Raw genomic sequence first — 18,673 nt, 5'->3', positions numbered from 1 at the left:
TCGAGTGAAGGTGCCGGATCGACCGGCCGCACAACCCAAGGAGACACCATGACCGCAGCAGTAGCCACCGATCTGACCGCAGGCACCTGGGCAATCGACCCCGTGCACTCGTCGATCAACTTCTCGGTCCGCCACCTGATGGTGAGCAAGGTCCGCGGCAGCTTTGAGACGTTCAGTGGCGCGATCACCGTCGGCGAGGACGGCACGCCGTCGGTCAGCGCCACCATCGACGTCAACTCCATCGACACCAGCAACGAGCAGCGCGACGCGCACGTGCGGTCCGCAGACTTCTTCGACGCCGACAACCACCCGACCGCCACCTTCGTCTCGACCGGCGTGCGGCCTGATGGGGACGACTACATCGTCGACGGCGACTTCACCCTCAAGGGCGTGACCAAGCCGGTTTCCCTCAAGCTCGAGTACAACGGCGTGAACCCCGGCATGGGCCAGGGTGCGGTCGCCGGTTTCGAGGCCTCGGTGGTGTTGAACCGCAAGGACTTCGGCATCGACATCGACATGCCGCTGGAGACCGGCGGCACCGTCGTCGGCGACAAGGTCACCATCACCCTCGAGATCGAGGCGCTGAAACAGGCCTGATCTGCTGCCCGACTCAGTGCCGGCCCGCGTGCGACTCGGCCCGCATCCGCTCGACCATGTGTGGGTAGTGCAACTCGAAAGCCGGCCGCTCGGAACGGATTCTGGGTATCTCGGTGAAGTTGTGCCGCGGCGGCGGGCAACTGGTGGCCCACTCCAGTGAATTGCCGTAGCCCCACGGGTCGTCGACAACGACGGGCTCGCCATAGCGCCAGCTCTTGAAGACATTCCAGACGAACGGCAGCATCGAAACACCCAGGATGAAGGCGCCGATACTGGAAACCACATTGAGCGTGGTGAAACCGTCCGACGGCAGGTAGTCGGCATAACGCCGCGGCATGCCCTCGTTACCCAGCCAGTGCTGCACCAGGAATGTGGTGTGAAAACCGATGAACGTCAACCAGAAATGGATCTTGCCCAGGCGTTCGTCGAGCAGCCGGCCGGTCATCTTCGGGAACCAGAAGTACACCCCTCCGAACGAGGCGAACACGATGGTACCGAACAGCACGTAGTGGAAGTGTGCGATCAAGAAGTAGGTGTCGGTGACGTGGAAGTCGATCGGCGGGCTGGCCAGCATGACGCCGGAGAGCCCACCGAGCAGGAACGTGACCATGAAGCCCACCGAGAACAACATGGGCGTTTCAAAGGTCAACTGTCCCTTCCACATCGTGCCGATCCAGTTGAAGAACTTGATACCGGTCGGCACCGCGATGAAGTACGACATCAGCGAAAAGAACGGCAGCAGAACGGCTCCCGTTGCGAACATGTGGTGGGCCCAGACCGCCATCGACAGGGCGCCGATGCTGATCGTCGCGTAGACCAGTGTGGTGTAGCCGAACAGCGGCTTGCGGGAGAACACCGGGATGATCTCGGTGACGATGCCGAAGAACGGCAACGCCACCACATAGACCTCGGGATGGCCGAAGAACCAGAACAGGTGCTGCCACAGGATGGCTCCGCCATTGGCAGGGTCGTAGATGTGCGCACCGAGGTGCCGGTCGGCGGCCAGGCCGAACAATGCGGCGGTCAGCAGCGGGAACACCATCAGCACCAGAATGCTGGTGACGAGGATGTTCCAGGTGAAGATCGGCATCCGGAACATCACCATGCCGGGTGCGCGCATACACACCACGGTGGTGATCATGTTGACGGCGCCGAGGATGGTGCCCAGACCGGCCACGGCAAGTCCCAAGATCCACAGGTCGCCGCCGGCGCCGGGGGAGTGGATGGCGTTGCTGAGGGGGGCGTAGCCGGTCCAGCCGAAGTCTGCGGCGCCACCGGGGGTGATGAAGCCGGCGAGGGCGATGAGTGCGCCGAACACGAACAACCAGAATGACAGCGCGTTGAGCCTCGGGAACGCTACGTCGGGCGCGCCGATCTGCAGGGGCAGTACGAGGTTGGCGAATCCGAACACGATCGGGGTGGCGTAGAACAACAGCATCACAGTGCCGTGCATGGTGAACAACTGGTTGTACTGCTCGGTGGACAGAAACTGCAGCCCCGGCTCGGCGAGTTCGGTGCGGATGAACAACGCCATCAATCCGCCGGTGAAGAAGAAGATGTAGCAGGCGACCATGTACATGATTCCGATCAGCTTGTGATCGGTGGTCGTGATGAGCTTGTAGACCAGATTTCCGCGTGGCCCCAGACGTGGCGGGAATGGCCGCGTACTGGTGAGGTCGGTGCTGATTGATGAGGTTGTGTGTGCCGTCATCGCGTCACTTCCAGTTTTTACAAACTAACCTTGTATAAACTATGGGCCATGACATACGTGATCGGCAAGCCATGCGTGGATGTGATGGATCGCGCGTGCGTCGAGGAATGTCCGGTCGACTGCATCTACGAGGGTGCGCGCGCGCTCTACATCCATCCCGACGAATGCGTGGACTGCGGCGCCTGCGAACCCGTCTGCCCGGTCGAGGCCATCTACTACGAGGATGACCTGCCTGACGAGTTCGACGCCTACAAGGATGACAACGCGGCGTTCTTCTCCGAGACGCTGCCCGGACAGGACGGGCCGTTGGGCTCGCCGGGCGGGGCGGCCAAGCTGGGGCCGGTGAGTGCGGACGCACCGCTGGTGGCGAGCCTGCCACCGCAACAGTCATGAACGCGCCCCGTGGGCGACGCCGCGACGTCCTGACGGTGTTGCGCGACGCCGATGCGCCGATGAGCATCGCGGCCATCGCCGAACGACTCGAAGTGCACGCGAACACCGTGCGCTTCCACCTCGACGCCCTCCTCGAGCAGCACCAGATCCGCCGGGTCGCCGGGTCGCACGACAAGCCCGGGCGCCCACCACAGCTGTTCGCGGCGGTGGGCGGCATGGACCCCGGCGGTCCGCGGCACTACCGACTGCTCGCCGAGGCATTGGCCGAATCGGTCGCAGCCGGCGCGGGACCGGGCGCGGGCACCAGTGCGGCCGGGCGCAGGTTGGGTGCGCGGTTGGCGGCCGCCCGATCCGACGCGGCCGAACGAAACCCGGTGGAGAAGTTGGTGGACCTGCTCGACGACCTCGGCTTCGCCCCTGAGTCCGACGTCGCAGGCACCGAAATCGCGTTGCGCCACTGTCCGTTTCTGGAAATCGCGAAGGTGCGCCCGGAGGTGATCTGCCCGATCCACCTGGGCCTGATGCAAGGGGCCATGGCGGCCTGGGATGCGCCGGTCACCGTTGACGGCTTGCACCCGTTCGTCGAATCCGACCGGTGTGTCGCGCAACTGAGTGGCTGAACGGCGACTAGTCGCGGCGCTTCGCCAATCCATTGGCCAGTGCCTCGCCCAGACTGGCGGGGTTCTTCAAGAACGGCGTGATGATGTCGACCGGCAGCGGGAACACCACCGTCGAATTCTGGTCGGCGCCAAGCTCAAGCAATGTCTGCAGGTATCTGAGCTGAAGAGAGGCCGGATTCTTCGACAGGGTTTCGGCGGCCTGGGACAGCTCATCTGAGGCCTGCAGTTCACCGCGGGCATTGATCACCTTGGCGCGGCGTTCGCGTTCGGCCTCGGCCTCACGGGCCATCGCCCGCTGCATGGACTCGGGGATCTCCACATCCTTGATCTCCACTACGCGCACCTCGACACCCCAGCGAGCACTCTGGGTTTCGATGATGCCGCGCAGGTCGATGTTGAGATCCTCACGGTGCGCCAGCAGCGTGTCCAGATCGGCCCGACCCAGCAGCGACCGCAGGGTGGTCTGGGCGATCTGCGACGTGGCCACCGCGTAGTTCTCCACCGCCATAATCGCTTTCAGCGGATCGGTGACCTGGAACATCACCACGGCGTTCACCCGCGCCGGCACGTTGTCGCGGGTGATGACTTCCTGCGGCGGGATGGTCAGCGTCATGACACGTTGATCGACCCGCACCATCCGATCGGCCAGCGGCAGCAGCACCACCAGCCCGGGCCCGTACAGCGGGCGGGCCCGACCCATCCGGAACACCACGCCGCGCTCGTACTCGCGCAGCACCTTCAACGACAGCACAATGAGCGCGATCAGCAGGATCGCGCCCACTACACCGATGAACCACCACAGTGCAGTCACGGGCCTTCCTTCCGCTCGGCATATCCGCCACCCCACTTGGTGGCGAAGCGATCGACCGTCGTCGCGGTCAGTTCCTGCTCGGAGGATCGGTGGGGCAGGTGATCGGGCGAGTTGGCCGGGCTCGCCCACAGGTGACGTGCCAATGGGATTGTCGCGGCGAGGATTATCAGCGCTGTCACACCCAGCACCACCAGATCGCCGCTGCCGTGCTGACCGATCATCATGGCCGACGCCATGATCAGCGCCAAACAGGCCACTGTACAAGCGATTCCACGATGGAACTGCCCGGCTTCGGAATACGGCCACGGGTCGATCTCCCGACTGATCTCGCGGCCGTGCGCCGATGTCGTGCAGGTGGCCTTGACCGGGCATGCGTTGCAGACCGCCGGTTTGGCGCGGTAGCGCATCACCCGGTTGTCAGGATCGAACGAGGTCGGCCACAACCAATGGTCTTCGGGGCACTGCCACGCATCGTGATCGACGTGATAAGTGAAATTCCCGGTGCGCCAACGGGCGGCACGCATCGACGTCCGCCGCGCCATCAGGTCGAATCCCCACGCCACAGCCACCAAGGCCAACGCGTAGCAGGCCATCAGCCAAGCCGAGGTGGTGGGCGGGGTCATAGCGACTCCACGGCGGGCTCTGCCGACAGCTCGATGTAGAGCGGTTGCTCGGGCAGTTCGAGCGTGGTCGGCCCGGACCGGAAGTGCCGCAACGCCTGCCAGGAAATCCAGACGAAGGGCAGGATCCCGCCGGCGATGAAGATGACGTCACCGGGCATGCGCAGCCACTCCATCACCGCGTTGCCGGGTTCGGTGAGATAGCCCAGCGAGCGGGCCTCGAAGTAGCCGTCGTTGACCGAGTGGTAGAGCTGCATGACGCCCAGCGGGAGCAAGCTGGCGAACACCATCCACGCCAGGCCGATATTGAGGCACCAGAAGGAAACTCGCGCCCACTTCTCGGGCCACTTGTCGGCCGGGATCACGTAGCGGTAGGCGAACATCGCCAGGCCGACAGCCAACATGCCGTACACACCCATCATGGCGGCATGCGCATGGTTGGCGGTCAGTGCCGTTCCGATCTGGTAGTACGACACGATCGGCAGATTGATCAGGAAGCCGAAGATGCCGGCCCCCACGAAGTTCCAGAACCCCACGGCAACCAGGAACATCACCGCCCACCGATGGGGGAACGGCTTGGAATCGCCCGACGATTGTCGGGAACCCAACTGCAGGAAGGCCCACGCCTCGACGGTGAGGAAGGTCAATGGGATGACCTCGGCCGCGGAGAAGAACGCGCCGAGAGCCATGTGTTCGACCGGGGTGCCGGAGAAGTACAGGTGATGCATGGTGCCGATGACGCCGCCGGCCGAGTACAAGATGATGTCGAGGAAGATGACACCGAGTGCGATCCGCTGGCTGACCACGCCCAGCATCACGAAGATGTAGGCCACCATCACCGTGGTGAACAGCTCGAGGAAATCCTCGACCCACAGGTGCACCACCCAGAATCGCCAGAAGTCCGCGACCGTCAGGTGGGTGTCGCTGCCGGCGAGCAGGCCGACCGCGTAGAACATCGGAATCGCCAGGCCGGAGAAAAAGAACACCCACGGCATGTTCATCTTGGACTCGCCCGCCAGGCGCGACCTCATGGCGCGCCAGATCAGGACGATCCAGAGGAACAGGCCGACGACCAGGAAGATCTGCCACAGGCGCGGCAGGTCCAGGTACTCCCATTGCTGCGACAACAGCGAACCGGACGGGACGACTCCGTAGATCGACAATGCCTCGGTGACCAGCGATCCCACCACCACGATGACGACAGCGCCGAGCAGGCCGTAGGAGAGCCACTGCTGGCGTCTGGGCTCGCGCCGTGAGATGAACGGTGCCAGGAAGATGCCGCCGGCCAGAAAGGCGGCCGCCGGCCAGAGCAGCGCCAGTTGCAGGTGCCAGGTGCGGGCGAGGTTGTACGGCAGGATCGCGGCCAGGTCAAAGCCGAAGAAGTTGGACAGTTCGGCGCGGTAGTGCTGCACGGCACCGCCCAGTAATGCCTGTGCCAAGAACAGGACCGAGACGATGGCGAAGAACCAGATCGCCGAACGTTGGGCCGGGGTCAGCGCCACCTCGCCCGGCTGACGGAACGACAGGGCCGGCGCCTCGGCGCTGTGCCAACCGATCTTCTGGCTCCAGCGTCCGTAGACCGCGAACATGATGCCGGTTCCGCCGAGCAACATGATCAGCGAGAGTGTGGACCAGACGATGAGCTGAGCGGTGGGACCGTTGTCGACCCGCGACTCGGCTGGCCAGTTGTTGGTGTAGCTGTAGTTGTGTCCTGGGCGCTCCGCGGCCGAAGCCCATGCGGTCCAGGCGAAGAACGCCGTGAGGTCGTGGATCTCGGCCCGGTCGGTGATGAGATTGGCGAGTAGGCCGTTCTTGGTGGTGCTCTCACCGAAGAACTCGGCGTAGTGATCCGAGATCCGGTCGAAGGCCTTGGCCTGGTGGTCCGTGAACACCAGCGTGCCGTTCGCCGCGTCGTAGCGGTTGGTGCGGAATTCTGCGACGACGGCGTCGTGCGTATCACCCATACCCCCGGCCCGTAATTGTGCGGCCACGTCATCGGTGGCCCGGCGAAGGTAGTCGGCTGTGTAATCGGGCCCCAGATATGCACCGTGGCCGACGATCGACCCGTATTCCTGCAGTCCACGAGCCTGGAAGATTTCCTGACCGCGAGTGATGTCGTCGCCGGTGAACAGCACATCACCGGATTGCGTGACGACCTTTTGCGGCATCGGCATCGAGGCGGTGTAGGTGCGATAGGCCAGTAGCCCCATGACGAAGAATCCGAAGATCATCACCAGGGCGACGCCCTGGAACCATCCTCGTCCGATCAACGGTTGGCTTGAGGGCTGATCGGATTGCCGATTCGGAAAAGCCTGTCCTGGATCGATTGCCATGCGTGGACTCCCCCCACAACCTGCATGCGGGCGGACTGGACCCGCACACGCGGAATAGCCGATGCCGTCAAAATACCGATGTCCGGTGGGGGAGTCGGGGGTATCGCGAAATTCGCCGGAAAACCGACGGGCGCGCTACAGCTTGGCGGCCAACTCGGTGCCCTGTTTGATTGCTCGTTTCGCATCGAGTTCGGCTGCTACAGCAGCCCCTCCGATGATGTGGGGCTCGATACCGTTGCGTCGCAGGTTCTCTTCGAGGTCACGCACCGATTCCTGCCCGGCGCAGATCACCACGTTGTCGACCGGGAGTACGCGCCGGTCGCGATGGTCAGAGCCGAAGCTGATGTGCAGGCCCTCGTCGTCGATGCGCTCGTAGTTCACCCCGGAAAGCTGATGCACCCCTTTGGCTCTCAGCGAGGCTCGATGTACCCAGCCGCTGGTCTTGCCGAGGCTGCGGCCCTGCGCACCCTTGGTGCGCTGCAGCAGATACACCTCGCGAACGGCAGGCGCGGGCAGGGGAGTGGCTAGCGCGCCACGGGCTTCCTGGGGATCGGCCACACCCCACTCTGCCTTCCACTCCTTGAGGTTCAGTGTCGGAGAGTGATGGGTGGTGAGGAATTCGCTGACGTCGAAGCCGATTCCGCCGGCGCCGATCACCGCCACCGACTTGCCCACGGGCGCGCCGGTGATGGCCTGGGCGTAGGTGAGCACCTTCGGATGATCGATCCCGGGAATTGCGGGCAGCCGCGGCGTCACCCCGCTGGCGAGCACCACGTCGTCGAAGCCGGCCAGGTCGTCGGACCCGGCCCGCACTCCCAGTCGCACGTCGACGCCGAGCTTGTCGAGCATCGTCGTGTAGTACCGGATGGTCTCGTTGAACTCTTCCTTGCCGGGAATCCTTCTGGCCAGGTCGAATTGGCCGCCGATTGCCGATCCCGCCTCGAACAGCGTCACCCGGTGACCACGCTGGGCGGCACTGACCGCGGCGGAGAGCCCGGCCGGGCCGGCCCCCACGACGGCCACGGACCGGGCCCGACGTGTCGGGCTGAGCACCAGTGTCGTCTCGCGCCCGGCCCTGGGGTTGAGCAGGCACGACACCTTCTTGTGCACAAAGGCATGGTCGAGGCAGGCCTGATTGCATGCAATGCAGGTGTTGATCTCGTCGGCACGCTCCTCGGCGGCCTTGAGTACCCAGTCCGGATCACTGAGCAGGGGCCGCGCCATCGAGATCAACTGGACGTGGGTGTCGGCCAGGATCTGTTCGGCGGTTTGCGGCATGTTGATCCGGTTGGATGCCACCACCGGGATGGAAACGTGCTCGGCCACAGCGCTACTGATGTCGGCGAAGGCGCTGTTGGGCACCGAGGTGACGATCGTGGGTACCCGGGCTTCGTGCCAGCCGAAGCCCGAGTTCAGGATCGTCGCTCCGGCGGCCTCGACTTCCGTTGCCAGGGCGACGATTTCCTCCCAGGCCTGACCGTCCTCGACGTAGTCGGCCATCGAAAGTCGGTAGCAGATGATGAAGTCGGAGCCCACCGCCTCACGCACCCGCCGCACGATCTCGACCGGGAAGCGGCGGCGTTTCTCCGGGGTGCCGCCCCACGCATCGGTGCGCTTGTTGGTGCGCGGTGCCAGGAACTGGTTGAGCAGATAACCCTCGCTGCCCATGATCTCGACGCCGTCATACCCCGCCTCGCGGGCCAGCAGTGCGCAGCGGACGAAATCGTCGATGGTGCCCTCGACGTCCCGCAAGGCGCGAGGTCGGAACGGGTTGATCGGGGCCTTGATTGACGATGCACTCACCGAGAGCGGGTGGTACGCATAGCGTCCGGCGTGCAGGATCTGCAGCAGGATCTTGCCGTCGGCCTCGTGCACGGCGCCGGTGATCCGGCGGTGGCGCCTTGCTTCGGTGGAGGACACCAGTTGTGAGGCGAACGGCAGTAGCCAGCCGGTCTTGTTGGGGGCGTAGCCGCCGGTGATGATCAGCCCGACGCCGCCGCGGGCCCGCTCGGCGAAGTATTCGGCGAGCTTCGCGGTGTCACCGGCCCGGTCCTCGAGGCCGGTGTGCATCGAGCCCATCACCACCCGATTGCGCAGCGTGGTGAAGCCGAGGTCCAACGGCGACAAAAGGTGCGGATAGGTCAACCCCATGTCCGCAGAGTAGGTGGGACCGACGGTCCTATGCAACTAATTGACTGATGTCGGCGGAGTCGAATGAATCGGTCGGGCGACTAGGCGAGGTGTATCTGCGACGGCTAGTATCACTTACTGCGCGCCGCCCGTAACTGGATGGCGCGTGAAGTTAGGGCACACTGAGACGAGCGTCCAAGTATGGGCAACGCATACTGTGACGTCGAACTCATCAGAGTCCCGACCACCGAGCCCAGCAGCCCACTGGACAGGAGAGACATCAGTGACGTACGTCATTGCCGAACCCTGCGTCGACGTCAAAGACAAGGCATGTATCGAAGAATGCCCGGTCGATTGCATCTACGAGGGTGCCCGCATGCTGTACATCCACCCCGACGAGTGTGTGGACTGCGGCGCGTGCGAACCGGTCTGCCCGGTCGAGGCCATCTACTACGAAGACGATGTGCCGGACCAGTGGAGCAGCTACACACAGGTCAACGCTGACTTCTTTTCCGAGCTGGGTTCGCCCGGCGGCGCCTCCAAAGTCGGCCAGACCGACAACGATCCGCAGACGATCAAAGACCTGCCGGCCAAGGCCGAGGACTGAGCACAGTCGAATCCGGCTTCGAGACTGACGTGGTGCGACAGCGTCGTTCGGCGGCACTGCCAGAGTTCCCGTGGGACACCCTGGCCGACGTCACAGCGCTGGCCCGATCACACCCCGACGGAATCGTCGACCTCTCGGTAGGTACCCCGGTAGACCCGGTGGCGCCGGTGATCCGGGACGCGTTGGCCGCCGCGAGCTCCGCCCCCGGCTATCCGACGACGGCCGGTACCCCGGCCCTGCGCGCTTCAGCCGGAGCGGCGCTGCGGCGCCGGTACGGCATCACCGACCTGGCGCCGGATGCGGTGCTGCCGGTGATCGGCACCAAGGAGCTGATCGCCTGGCTGCCGACGCTGCTGGCGATCGGCCCCGGCGATGCCGTCGTCGTTCCCGAGCTGGCCTACCCGACCTACGAGGTCGGCGCCCTGCTGGCCGGGGCGCAGGTGCTGCGCGCCGATTCACTGACCCAGCTGGGTCCACAGCGTCCCGCGCTGATCTATCTCAACTCGCCCAGCAACCCCACCGGGAAGGTGCTCCCGCTCGACCACCTGCGCAAGGTGGTGTCCTGGGCCCGCGACCGGGGCGTGCTCATCGCCTCCGATGAGTGCTACTTGGGCCTGAGCTGGGAAGCCGAACCGCTCAGCGTCCTGCACCCGTCGGTATGCGACGGTGACCACACCGGGCTGCTGGCCGTGCACTCGTTGTCCAAGACCTCCTCGCTGGCCGGCTACCGCGCGGGGTTCGTCGCCGGTGACCCGGCCGTGGTCGCCGAACTGCTGGCGGTCCGCAAACATGCCGGGATGATGGTGCCGACGGCGGTGCAGGCCGCGATGGTCGCCGCTCTCGACGACGACGAGCATGAGGCCGTGCAGCGTGAGCGGTACGCGCGGCGACGCGCGCTGCTGCTGCCCGCGATGAAAGCGGCCGGATTCACGGTGGAACATTCCGAGGCGGGCCTGTACCTGTGGGCCACCCGCGGCGAGCCCTGCCGCGACACCGTCAAATGGTTGGCGGAGCGCGGGATCCTCGTCGCGCCGGGTGAGTTCTACGGTCCGGCCGGAGCGCAGTTTGTGCGCGTCGCGCTGACGGCGACCGACGAGCGCATCGCCACCGCGGTCCGGCGGCTCACCTAACCCGGCGAGCAGACGCTCCGGTACCCGGAAATGCCCTTTTTGGGGTACCTCCGCGTCTGCTCGCGAGAGAAATGGTCAGCCGAGCAATCCCAGCGCCATCGCCTTCGTCACGGCCGCCGTGCGGTCCGATACTCCCAGTTTGTGGAATGCCCGCAGCAGATGCGTCTTCACCGTGGCCTCGCTGATGTGCAGGGCGCGGCCGATATCGGCGTTGGTGGCGCCCGTGGCCACCAGGGCCAGCGCCTCGGCCTCCCGTACCGACAACGTCACCGCCGGCGCGCGCACCGCGTTCACCAATCGGTCGGCAACCCCGGGGGCCAGCACCGTCTTGCCCCGCGCCGCGTCGCGCACCGCGCGGGCCAGCTCGGCGCGGGACGCGTCCTTGAGCAGGTAACCCGTCGCCCCGGCCTCGACGGCGCGAAGGATGTCGCTGTCGCTTTCGTAGGTGGTGACCACGACGATGTGGACCGAAGGATTGTCGGCCAGAATCTGCGCAGTGGCGGTGACACCGTCGATCCCGGGCATCCGCAGGTCCATCAAGATGACATCGGGACACAGTTTTCCGGCGAGTCCGATCGCCTCGGCCCCGGAGCCGGCCTCACCGATCACGGTCAGATCGTCTTCGGCGTCGATCATCCCGCGCAGCCCCTCACGGACCACCGGATGGTCATCGACCAGCAGGACGGTCGTCATGCCGGCACCGCCACGACGACCCGCACACCGCCGCCGTCGGGCACCGACAGCGTCAGGGTGCCGCCGACCTGATCCAGCCGGGCCTGCATACCGCGCAGGCCGAATCCGTCGACGTGATCGGATTGCAGACCGATACCGTTGTCGGACAAGGAAAGTCGTACCCCATCCGGCGCAGGTTGCAGCCGGACCTGCAGTTCACTGGCCCGGGAATGCCGGCGCACGTTCGTCATCGCCTCCTGTGCGCTACGCAGCAACACCACGTCGGTGGCCATGCCGAGCTCCGGCAGATCGTCGTCGATTCGTACGTCGACGGCGATGCCCGTTTCGGCCGCCAGGCGGTCGCACTGGCGGCGCAGTGCGGCAGACAGGGAGCCCTCCTCCAACGCGGCCGGGGTCAGTCGGGTGACCATGGTGCGGGCCTCGGCCAGGTTGTCGCGTGCGGTGTTGCGGATCAACTCCACATGCCGGGCGGCGGCGGCCGGGTCGGTGTCGCTTTCGGCCTGCACCGCCTGGGCGAGCGCCACGATGCTGGTGAACCCCTGTGCCAGGGTGTCGTGGATCTCGCGGGCCAACCGCTCCCGTTCGGCGGCCACCCCGGCCTCCCGCGACAGCCGGGCGGTCTGGGCCCGACTGGCTGCCAGGTCGGCGACTGTCTCGGTCAACTGCTGGCGCTGGCGCATGGTAGTCATGATGGTGGTACCGATGATCGGGGCGGCCACCGCGCCGACGAGTGTCACCGCCGCCACCGCAGGTAGGCTCGGCCAACCCGAACCATGGCTTGCCACGACAAGGCCCAGCGGTGCCAGGGTTACCAGGAAGGTCAGCGTCAATGCCGCCGTCAGCGGCAGCGTCGCGAAGATCAGTGGATAGAGCGCCGGAATCGCCGCGACGGCAGGGGGCGCCGCCACGAGCGCGACGAGCCAGAGCCCGATCATCACTGCCACGAACGTTGCCGTCCGTGCCCGCACCGGGCCGGCGATCGGATCTGCATCGCGAATGATGTTGCGGCCGAAAATCAGAACAATCAACACCATGGCTGCGAGCCCGGTACAGGCGACCGGCACGTTGCCACCGAAAGTGTGTTGCAGCAGAACCACCGCGACGATCGCCGCGACACACAGCCCACAGACGTAGGTCTCCCACATCCAGTGCCAGTCCGACGGCTCCCGCACGGCAGGTGGTGTGGATCGACCGGTTTCGGTCATCTGCCGATGCTAACGGTCCGAAGCGACCCAATTGCCGTGGAAGCCGTGCGGAACCCGGACCGGAATATGCACGGTGGCAACGGGTGCCAGAGTCTGACCATCCAGCAACACCAGATCGCTGCGGTTCTCGGCGCGGTCGTAGACGAATCCCATCACCACGCCGTCGTTCTCGTCGGCGTCCGGCCCGGCCGGGACGAAAACGAATTCACCGGGTTCCCGCCCGGCCCCGAAGTCGATGCGCTCGGTGGTGCCGTCCCGTAGGTCGTGGCGCAGGATGGCCGCCGGTGCCGCGTCCGGTTCCGATGGGAGGCTGACGGTATAGCCGTACCGGTGCTGCCGGCCGACCAGCCGCTCGTCGACGCGCGGGAACTCCTGGGCGTCGTCATGGAGTCGATCTTCACGCACGTGTCCGGTGCGAAGGTCAATGGTCCACCGGTCCAACGTGATCGAGTCGGTGAACAGTCGGTCCCCGGTGGTGAACACCGCCGGGTGCCGGACCACATCGAGCACGACCTGCTCACCATCCGGCCCGGCCTGGTCATAACCGTTGAGCGCGTGGAACACGTAGCACGGCGGGATGTCGAACCAGCGGATGTCAGCGGCCGAGCCCTCACGGGGCATCACCCCGACACGGGCTCCGTGCTCCGGAGCCCACCGGTAGGGCATCGTCCCCGTCGGCAGCGCGGCGCGTTCGGATCCACGCATCGCCGCACGCAATACGAAGTCCGGGGCCGCGTGCCGGGCCGCGAATCCGGTCAGCAGACGCGCCGCAGTACGCGCGGGAGCGCTCTTGACCATGCTCGTCAGATCCAGCACCACCGGAAGGTCGTAGAGCACCACGTACTTCTCGGTCAGCGTGAAATCATGCATCATCGTGTGTGCGGGCAAGGCGATGTCGACTGCGCGCCGGACCTTGCCATCTACTCCGGTGACGGTGTAGCTCACCAGGTTGCCGCGCAATGGGTTGTATGACACCGCATGTAGCTCACCGGTTTTCGGGTCGTGCTTGGGGTGTGCGGTGAATCCGCCGAACAGCGTGCCGCAGAAGTCGGACGGGCCCACGGTGTCGAGCTCATCGGTGAGTTCGTAGGGCCGCACGCCGGCCTCCGTGAGCACCAAGGTCTTGCCCGCGTGGCCGATGATGTTGGTGTTCGCGGGGAAATCGAATCCGCCCGCGTGCGCACCGCCGGCCCACTTCTCGCCGAGTTGACGGGCCACCGAGCTCGACCGCACCCAGCGGTTGCGGTACCAGGTCGCCGCGCCGTCGCGCAGCCGGATCCCGTGCGCCATGCCGTCACCCAGGAACCAGTGGTGGTGCTGCGGATCGGGAGCGCGCAGGGGGTTGGGCCCGGTGCGCAGATAGCGCCCGTCGAGGTAGTCCGGAATGGTCCCGGTGACCGTGAGGCCGGTGACCGTGACCTCGTCATGGACCGGCGCGAAGTTCCCGCTCAGATACGGATGCTCGGACTCCTGCTGAACCGCTTCGGTAGTCATAACTCCACGGTGCCCCTCCGGGCGCGTCCGCGCGACGACTTCCCGGCTGATTGGTCTGTCAACCGAACGGTGGACATGGGCTCACGCGGTGGCGCGCAGGCTCAGCGCGAGCAGCAGACGCACGTCGGCGTCGTTGAGGGAAGCCGCCAACAGCTGTTCGACCCGGCGGATCCGGTAGCGCACGGTGTTGGGATGCACATGGAGGTGCTGGGCGGCGGCGGCGACGTCACCGAAGCAGTCCAGGTACACACCCAGGGTCTCGGCCAACACCGGCTCGTCGGCCCGCAGCGTCCGCACCCGTGGATCGATCAGCCGCTCGTCGGCGGCGATGGCGGTGACGATCTCGTCGAGCAACACGGTGGTGCGCGCCTCGGCCAGTGAGGTGACGGCGCCCAGCGTTCCGGGATGACGTTCGGCAGTGTCGAGCACCCGGTCAACATCGGCGCGGGCCGCCGCCGCAGCGGACAACCCGGCCACCGGGCTGGCGACCACCGCGTGCAGCTCCAGCCCCAACTCGGCGCGGAGCGATGCCACGGTGCCCCGCACCCACGACGTCACCGCCTTGCCGGTGCTGGGAAACAACACATACACCCGTGACCCCATCGAGGCCATCTGTGCGTCATGGCGAAAAGCGCTGGCGCTCAACGCCAGAACATCAGCCAGCCGAGGGCCCTGGGGGCCTCCGCTGAACCCGATCACCGCGGCCCGGCCGTCGGCGGCCACTCCCAGTTCCCGGGCGATCAACTCCACCTCGACCGGAGCCCCGGCCTCGCCCAGCCCCAGCAGTTCCTGTACCCGCACGGCATGCGTAGACGGCGCCGCGGCCAGCCGAGCCATGATGCGCGCGGCCAGCACGGCGGCGCCGCGCAGCACCTCCTCGGCGTCCTCGGCCAGCGGGCGGCTGCCCTGCTGCACCCAGATGGTGCCGACGAAGGCCGGGGCCCGCCGCTCGTCGACCGCGGGTGCGAAGATGCCGATCGCCAGCCGGGGGCGCAACCCCAACTCGGGCCGCTCGGCCACCCGCACCGCTTCCGGCCGCGACCGCAGCGCGTCGAAGATGCCCCACTGGGCGATCCAGGCCAGGTGCTCCGGCGGGCCGGCCCGGCCGAGAATCGACAACCGGCGCAGCTCATCGGCCTCGTCGCTGGAGGCCGAATACGCCAGAACGTGTGACTGGGCGTCCTCGATGCTGACCATGCCGTGCGTGCGTTCGGCCACCGACTGGGCCAGGCCGAACAGATCGGTGCCCGAATCGTGCAGTGCGCCGTCACTGTGGTGCTCGAAGACGTGGTTGACCAACCGGTACAGCCGCTCCCACCGGGCCCGCGGATCGACGGCCACCACCGCGGTGCCCGCTGCCACCGCACGTTCGACGACGGCGTCCGACGGCTCCTTGATGAAGATCGCCGCGGGCACCCGGCGCGCAGCCTGCTGTTCGACCCAGCTCAACGCGTCGGCCTCGGAGACTCCGAGGAGGAAGAAGACGTCGGCGGCGCCCGCGGACGGGGCCAGGCCCAGGCGCACGTCATCGGAATCGATCAGCGCAGCCGAGGCCACCGGCAGATCCAGGCCGCGGGGCGCCTGAACCAGCCGGACCAGCGTGGCATCCAGCGCCAACAGCAATTGGCCCAGGCTGACACCGGTAGTGCCCATGTTGTCTGATTCTACTGACAGGTGGGGTAAGACTTATCCGATCAGACAAGTGTTACGTGGGTCACGTCGGGGATTCTTGACTCATGGATGCCATCACCGACGTGCCCTCGCCGGCCAACGAGCCGGTTCACGACTACGCACCGGGCTCAGAGGAACGCGCCCGGCTCACCACCGCGCTCGGCGAGCTTGCCGGCGCCCCGATCGACCTGCCGCACGTCATCGGCGGCAAGCACACGATGGGCGGTGGCGCGCGCATCGACGTCGTGCAACCCCATCGCCACAGCGCGAAGCTGGGCACCCTGACCAACGCCGAAAACGCCGATGCCAGTGCGGCCATCGACGCCGCACTGGCCGCCAAGACCGACTGGGCCCGGATGCCGTTCGACGAACGCGCCGCAGTGTTCCTGCGCGCGGCCGACCTGCTGTCCGGACCGTGGCGGGCGACGATCGCCGCGGCCACCATGCTCGGCCAGTCCAAGACCGCCTACCAGGCCGAGATCGACGCCCCCTGCGAGCTGATCGACTTCTGGCGCTTCAACGTCGAGTTCGCCCGCCAGATCCTGGCGCAGCAGCCCATCAGCAGCCCCGGTGTCTGGAACCGCACCGACCACCGGCCGCTCGAAGGCTTCGTCTACGCCATCACGCCATTCAACTTCACCGCGATTGCCGGCAACCTGCCCACCGCGCCCGCGCTGATGGGCAACACCGTGGTGTGGAAACCCTCGCCCACCCAGACCTTCGCGGCCTACCTGACCATGCAGCTGCTCGAGGCCGCCGGGCTCCCGCCCGGGGTGATCAACCTCGTGACCGGCGACGGGATCGCGGTGTCCGATGTGGCACTGGCAGATCCACGACTGGCCGGCATCCACTTCACCGGATCGACCGCCACCTTCCAGCACCTGTGGCGTGAAGTCGGTGCGAATATCGACCGCTACCACACTTATCCACGGCTGGTGGGCGAGACCGGCGGCAAGGACTTCGTCGTCGCGCACTCCTCGGCCCGACCGGATGTCCTGCGCACCGCCCTGATTCGCGGTGCCTTCGACTACCAGGGGCAGAAATGCTCGGCCGCCTCACGAGCCTTCATCCCACGCTCGGTATGGCACCAGATGGGCGACGATTTTCTCTCGGCCACTTCGGAACTGAAATATGGCGATGTCACCGACTTGACCAACTACGGCGGCGCCGTGATCGACGACCGCTCCTACGCCAAGAACGTCGCGGCGATCGAACGGGCCAAGGGGGCCGCAGGCGTCACCATCGCCGCCGGCGGCGAATATGACGACAGCGAAGGATATTTCGTGCGGCCCACAGTCCTGCTCTCCGACGACCCGACCGACGAGGCCTTCTCCACCGAGTACTTCGGACCGATCCTGGCCGTGCACGTCTACCCCGATGGCGAGTACGAAAAGATCCTCGACGTCGTCGACACCGGCGCCCGCTACGCCCTGACCGGCGCGGTGATCGCCGACGATCGCGCAGCGGTGCTCACCGCCGCCGACCGGCTGCGGAACGCGGCGGGCAACTTCTACGTCAACGACAAGCCGACCGGTGCGGTCGTCGGCCAACAGCCGTTCGGCGGTTCGCGGGCCTCGGGCACCAACGACAAGGCCGGCTCCGCGTTGAACCTGATGCGCTGGACGTCGGCGCGCTCCATCAAGGAGACCTTCGTGCCGGCCACCAACCACCGCTACCCGCACATGGAGGCTTGAGATGGGCGTGTTTCAGCGGGTTGCCCGTCCGGCGATCCTGGCCGCATCGCACTCGCCGCGGCTACGTCATACGGCCGAACGCCTCCCGATCACCCGCAAGGTGGTGGACCGCTTTGTGGCAGGGGAGACCGTGCCCGATGCGCTTGACACCGTTGGTGCGCTGCGAGATTCGGGCCGGTTGGTCAGCGTCGACTACCTCGGCGAGGACACCACGAGCACCGACGACGCCGAACGCACCGTGCAGGCCTACCTGGCACTGCTTGAGGGGTTGGCACGCCGCGGCGACGTTGACGCGGCAGTGCGACCGCTCGAAGTGTCACTCAAGCTGTCGGCGCTCGGCCAGGCGCTGCCCCGCGACGGCGAGAAGATCGCCTACGAGAACGCGCACACCATCTGCGCCAAGGCCCGCGACGTCGGGGCGTGGGTGACCGTGGACGCCGAGGACCACACCACCACCGACTCGACCCTGTCGATCGTGCGTGACCTGCGCACCGAGTTCGACTGGCTGGGAACGGTTCTGCAGGCCTACCTGCACCGGACCGAGGACGACTGCCGCGATTTCGCCGCCTCGGGAGCCCGGATCAGGCTGTGCAAGGGTGCCTACGACGAACCCGCCTCGGTGGCCTACCGCGACGCGGTACAGGTCACCGACTCCTACCTACGATGCCTGCACGTGCTGATGGCCGGATCGGGCTACCCGATGGTGGCCTCACACGACCCGGAGATCATCGACGCGGTACCTGGCCTTGCCGACGAGTTCGGCCGCGGCGTGGACGGTTTCGAATACCAGATGCTCTACAACATCCGCGACGCCGAACAACGCCGGCTCGCCGAGGCGGGCAACCAGGTGCGGGTGTACGTCCCGTTCGGCAACGAATGGTACGGCTACTTCGTGCGGCGGTTGGCCGAGCGCCCGGCCAACCTGATGTTCTTCCTGCGAGCCCTGGCTGAGCGCCACTGAGCC

General features: G+C 66.4%; 16 protein-coding genes. 7 read left to right on the top strand and 9 right to left on the bottom strand.

The features are described from left to right. Positions 1–48: 48 nt before the first annotated feature. Positions 49–597, top strand: a complete 549-nt coding sequence (locus HBE63_RS17560) for a YceI family protein (RefSeq protein ID WP_166905877.1) — start codon at positions 49–51, stop codon at positions 595–597. A 13-nt stretch (positions 598–610) separates the two neighbouring features. On the opposite strand, the gene ctaD is transcribed toward HBE63_RS17560, so the two are convergent. Beyond that, the gene (ctaD, locus tag HBE63_RS17555; RefSeq protein WP_166905876.1) at positions 611–2,308 is read right to left on the bottom strand and encodes a cytochrome c oxidase subunit I; all 1,698 of its coding nucleotides are present in this window, start codon (positions 2,306–2,308) and stop codon (positions 611–613) included. Positions 2,309–2,356: 48 nt separating this feature from the next. On the opposite strand from ctaD, the gene fdxA (HBE63_RS17550) reads away from it, so the two are divergent. After that, the gene (gene fdxA / locus HBE63_RS17550; RefSeq protein ID WP_166905875.1) at positions 2,357–2,701 is read left to right on the top strand and encodes a ferredoxin; all 345 of its coding nucleotides are present in this window, start codon (positions 2,357–2,359) and stop codon (positions 2,699–2,701) included. After that, positions 2,698–3,321 carry a metalloregulator ArsR/SmtB family transcription factor gene (locus HBE63_RS17545; protein ID WP_166905874.1) on the top strand — a complete coding sequence of 208 codons (624 nt, stop codon included), beginning with the start codon at positions 2,698–2,700 and terminating at the stop codon, positions 3,319–3,321. Before fdxA (HBE63_RS17550) ends, HBE63_RS17545 begins: the two co-directional genes overlap by 4 nt. Before the next feature lie 7 nt (positions 3,322–3,328). Here HBE63_RS17545 and HBE63_RS17540 read toward each other — a convergent pair whose 3' ends face one another. The 4 genes from HBE63_RS17540 to HBE63_RS17525 form a co-directional block, all read right to left on the bottom strand. Beyond that, the gene (locus tag HBE63_RS17540; protein ID WP_166905873.1) at positions 3,329–4,132 is read right to left on the bottom strand and encodes an SPFH domain-containing protein; all 804 of its coding nucleotides are present in this window, start codon (positions 4,130–4,132) and stop codon (positions 3,329–3,331) included. Next, positions 4,129–4,755 carry a hypothetical protein gene (locus HBE63_RS17535; RefSeq protein ID WP_166905872.1) on the bottom strand — a complete coding sequence of 209 codons (627 nt, stop codon included), beginning with the start codon at positions 4,753–4,755 and terminating at the stop codon, positions 4,129–4,131. Before HBE63_RS17535 ends, HBE63_RS17540 begins: the two co-directional genes overlap by 4 nt. Beyond that, the gene (locus HBE63_RS17530; protein WP_166905871.1) at positions 4,752–7,085 is read right to left on the bottom strand and encodes a nitric-oxide reductase large subunit; all 2,334 of its coding nucleotides are present in this window, start codon (positions 7,083–7,085) and stop codon (positions 4,752–4,754) included. The genes HBE63_RS17535 and HBE63_RS17530 overlap by 4 nt, the downstream gene beginning before the upstream one ends. Positions 7,086–7,220: 135 nt before the next feature. Beyond that, a complete protein-coding gene (locus tag HBE63_RS17525; RefSeq protein WP_166905870.1) occupies positions 7,221–9,236 on the bottom strand; it encodes an NADPH-dependent 2,4-dienoyl-CoA reductase in 2,016 nt (671 codons plus the stop codon). A 262-nt stretch (positions 9,237–9,498) separates the two neighbouring features. On the opposite strand from HBE63_RS17525, the gene fdxA (HBE63_RS17520) reads away from it, so the two are divergent. Beyond that, positions 9,499–9,822 (top strand): ferredoxin, encoded by a 324-nt coding sequence (fdxA, locus tag HBE63_RS17520; protein WP_166905869.1) that lies wholly within the window; start codon positions 9,499–9,501, stop codon positions 9,820–9,822. Between the two features lie 29 nt (positions 9,823–9,851). Continuing rightward, entirely contained in the window at positions 9,852–10,952 is a 1,101-nt protein-coding gene (dapC, locus tag HBE63_RS17515) for a succinyldiaminopimelate transaminase (RefSeq protein ID WP_166905868.1), read from the top strand. A gap of 75 nt (positions 10,953–11,027) precedes the next feature. Here dapC and HBE63_RS17510 read toward each other — a convergent pair whose 3' ends face one another. The 4 genes from HBE63_RS17510 to HBE63_RS17495 form a co-directional block, all read right to left on the bottom strand. Further along, complete coding sequence (locus tag HBE63_RS17510) at positions 11,028–11,645, bottom strand: response regulator transcription factor (protein WP_166905867.1); 618 nt, start codon at positions 11,643–11,645, stop codon at positions 11,028–11,030. Continuing rightward, positions 11,642–12,850 (bottom strand): sensor histidine kinase, encoded by a 1,209-nt coding sequence (locus HBE63_RS17505; protein ID WP_243858108.1) that lies wholly within the window; start codon positions 12,848–12,850, stop codon positions 11,642–11,644. The genes HBE63_RS17510 and HBE63_RS17505 overlap by 4 nt, the downstream gene beginning before the upstream one ends. Before the next feature lie 9 nt (positions 12,851–12,859). Beyond that, a complete protein-coding gene (locus HBE63_RS17500) occupies positions 12,860–14,344 on the bottom strand; it encodes a carotenoid oxygenase family protein (protein ID WP_166905866.1) in 1,485 nt (494 codons plus the stop codon). Positions 14,345–14,425: 81 nt separating this feature from the next. Further along, positions 14,426–15,997, bottom strand: coding sequence for a CdaR family transcriptional regulator (locus HBE63_RS17495; protein WP_166905865.1), 1,572 nt, complete (start codon positions 15,995–15,997; stop codon positions 14,426–14,428). 83 nt (positions 15,998–16,080) lie between these two features. Between HBE63_RS17495 and pruA the strand changes: the two genes are divergently transcribed. Together pruA and HBE63_RS17485 are read left to right on the top strand one after the other, a co-directional pair. Further along, on the top strand, positions 16,081–17,709 hold the full coding sequence (gene pruA, locus HBE63_RS17490) for an L-glutamate gamma-semialdehyde dehydrogenase (protein ID WP_166905864.1): 1,629 nt from the start codon (positions 16,081–16,083) through the stop codon (positions 17,707–17,709). A 1-nt stretch (position 17,710) separates the two neighbouring features. Beyond that, a complete protein-coding gene (locus HBE63_RS17485; protein WP_166905863.1) occupies positions 17,711–18,670 on the top strand; it encodes a proline dehydrogenase family protein in 960 nt (319 codons plus the stop codon). Positions 18,671–18,673 lie beyond the last annotated feature (3 nt).

It is taken from the genome of Mycobacterium sp. DL440 (genome assembly GCF_011745145.1).
GTDB lineage: Bacteria > Actinomycetota > Actinomycetes > Mycobacteriales > Mycobacteriaceae > Mycobacterium.
Note: the sequence above shows the minus strand (reverse complement) of the source record. Positions and strands in the feature narration are given on the sequence as shown.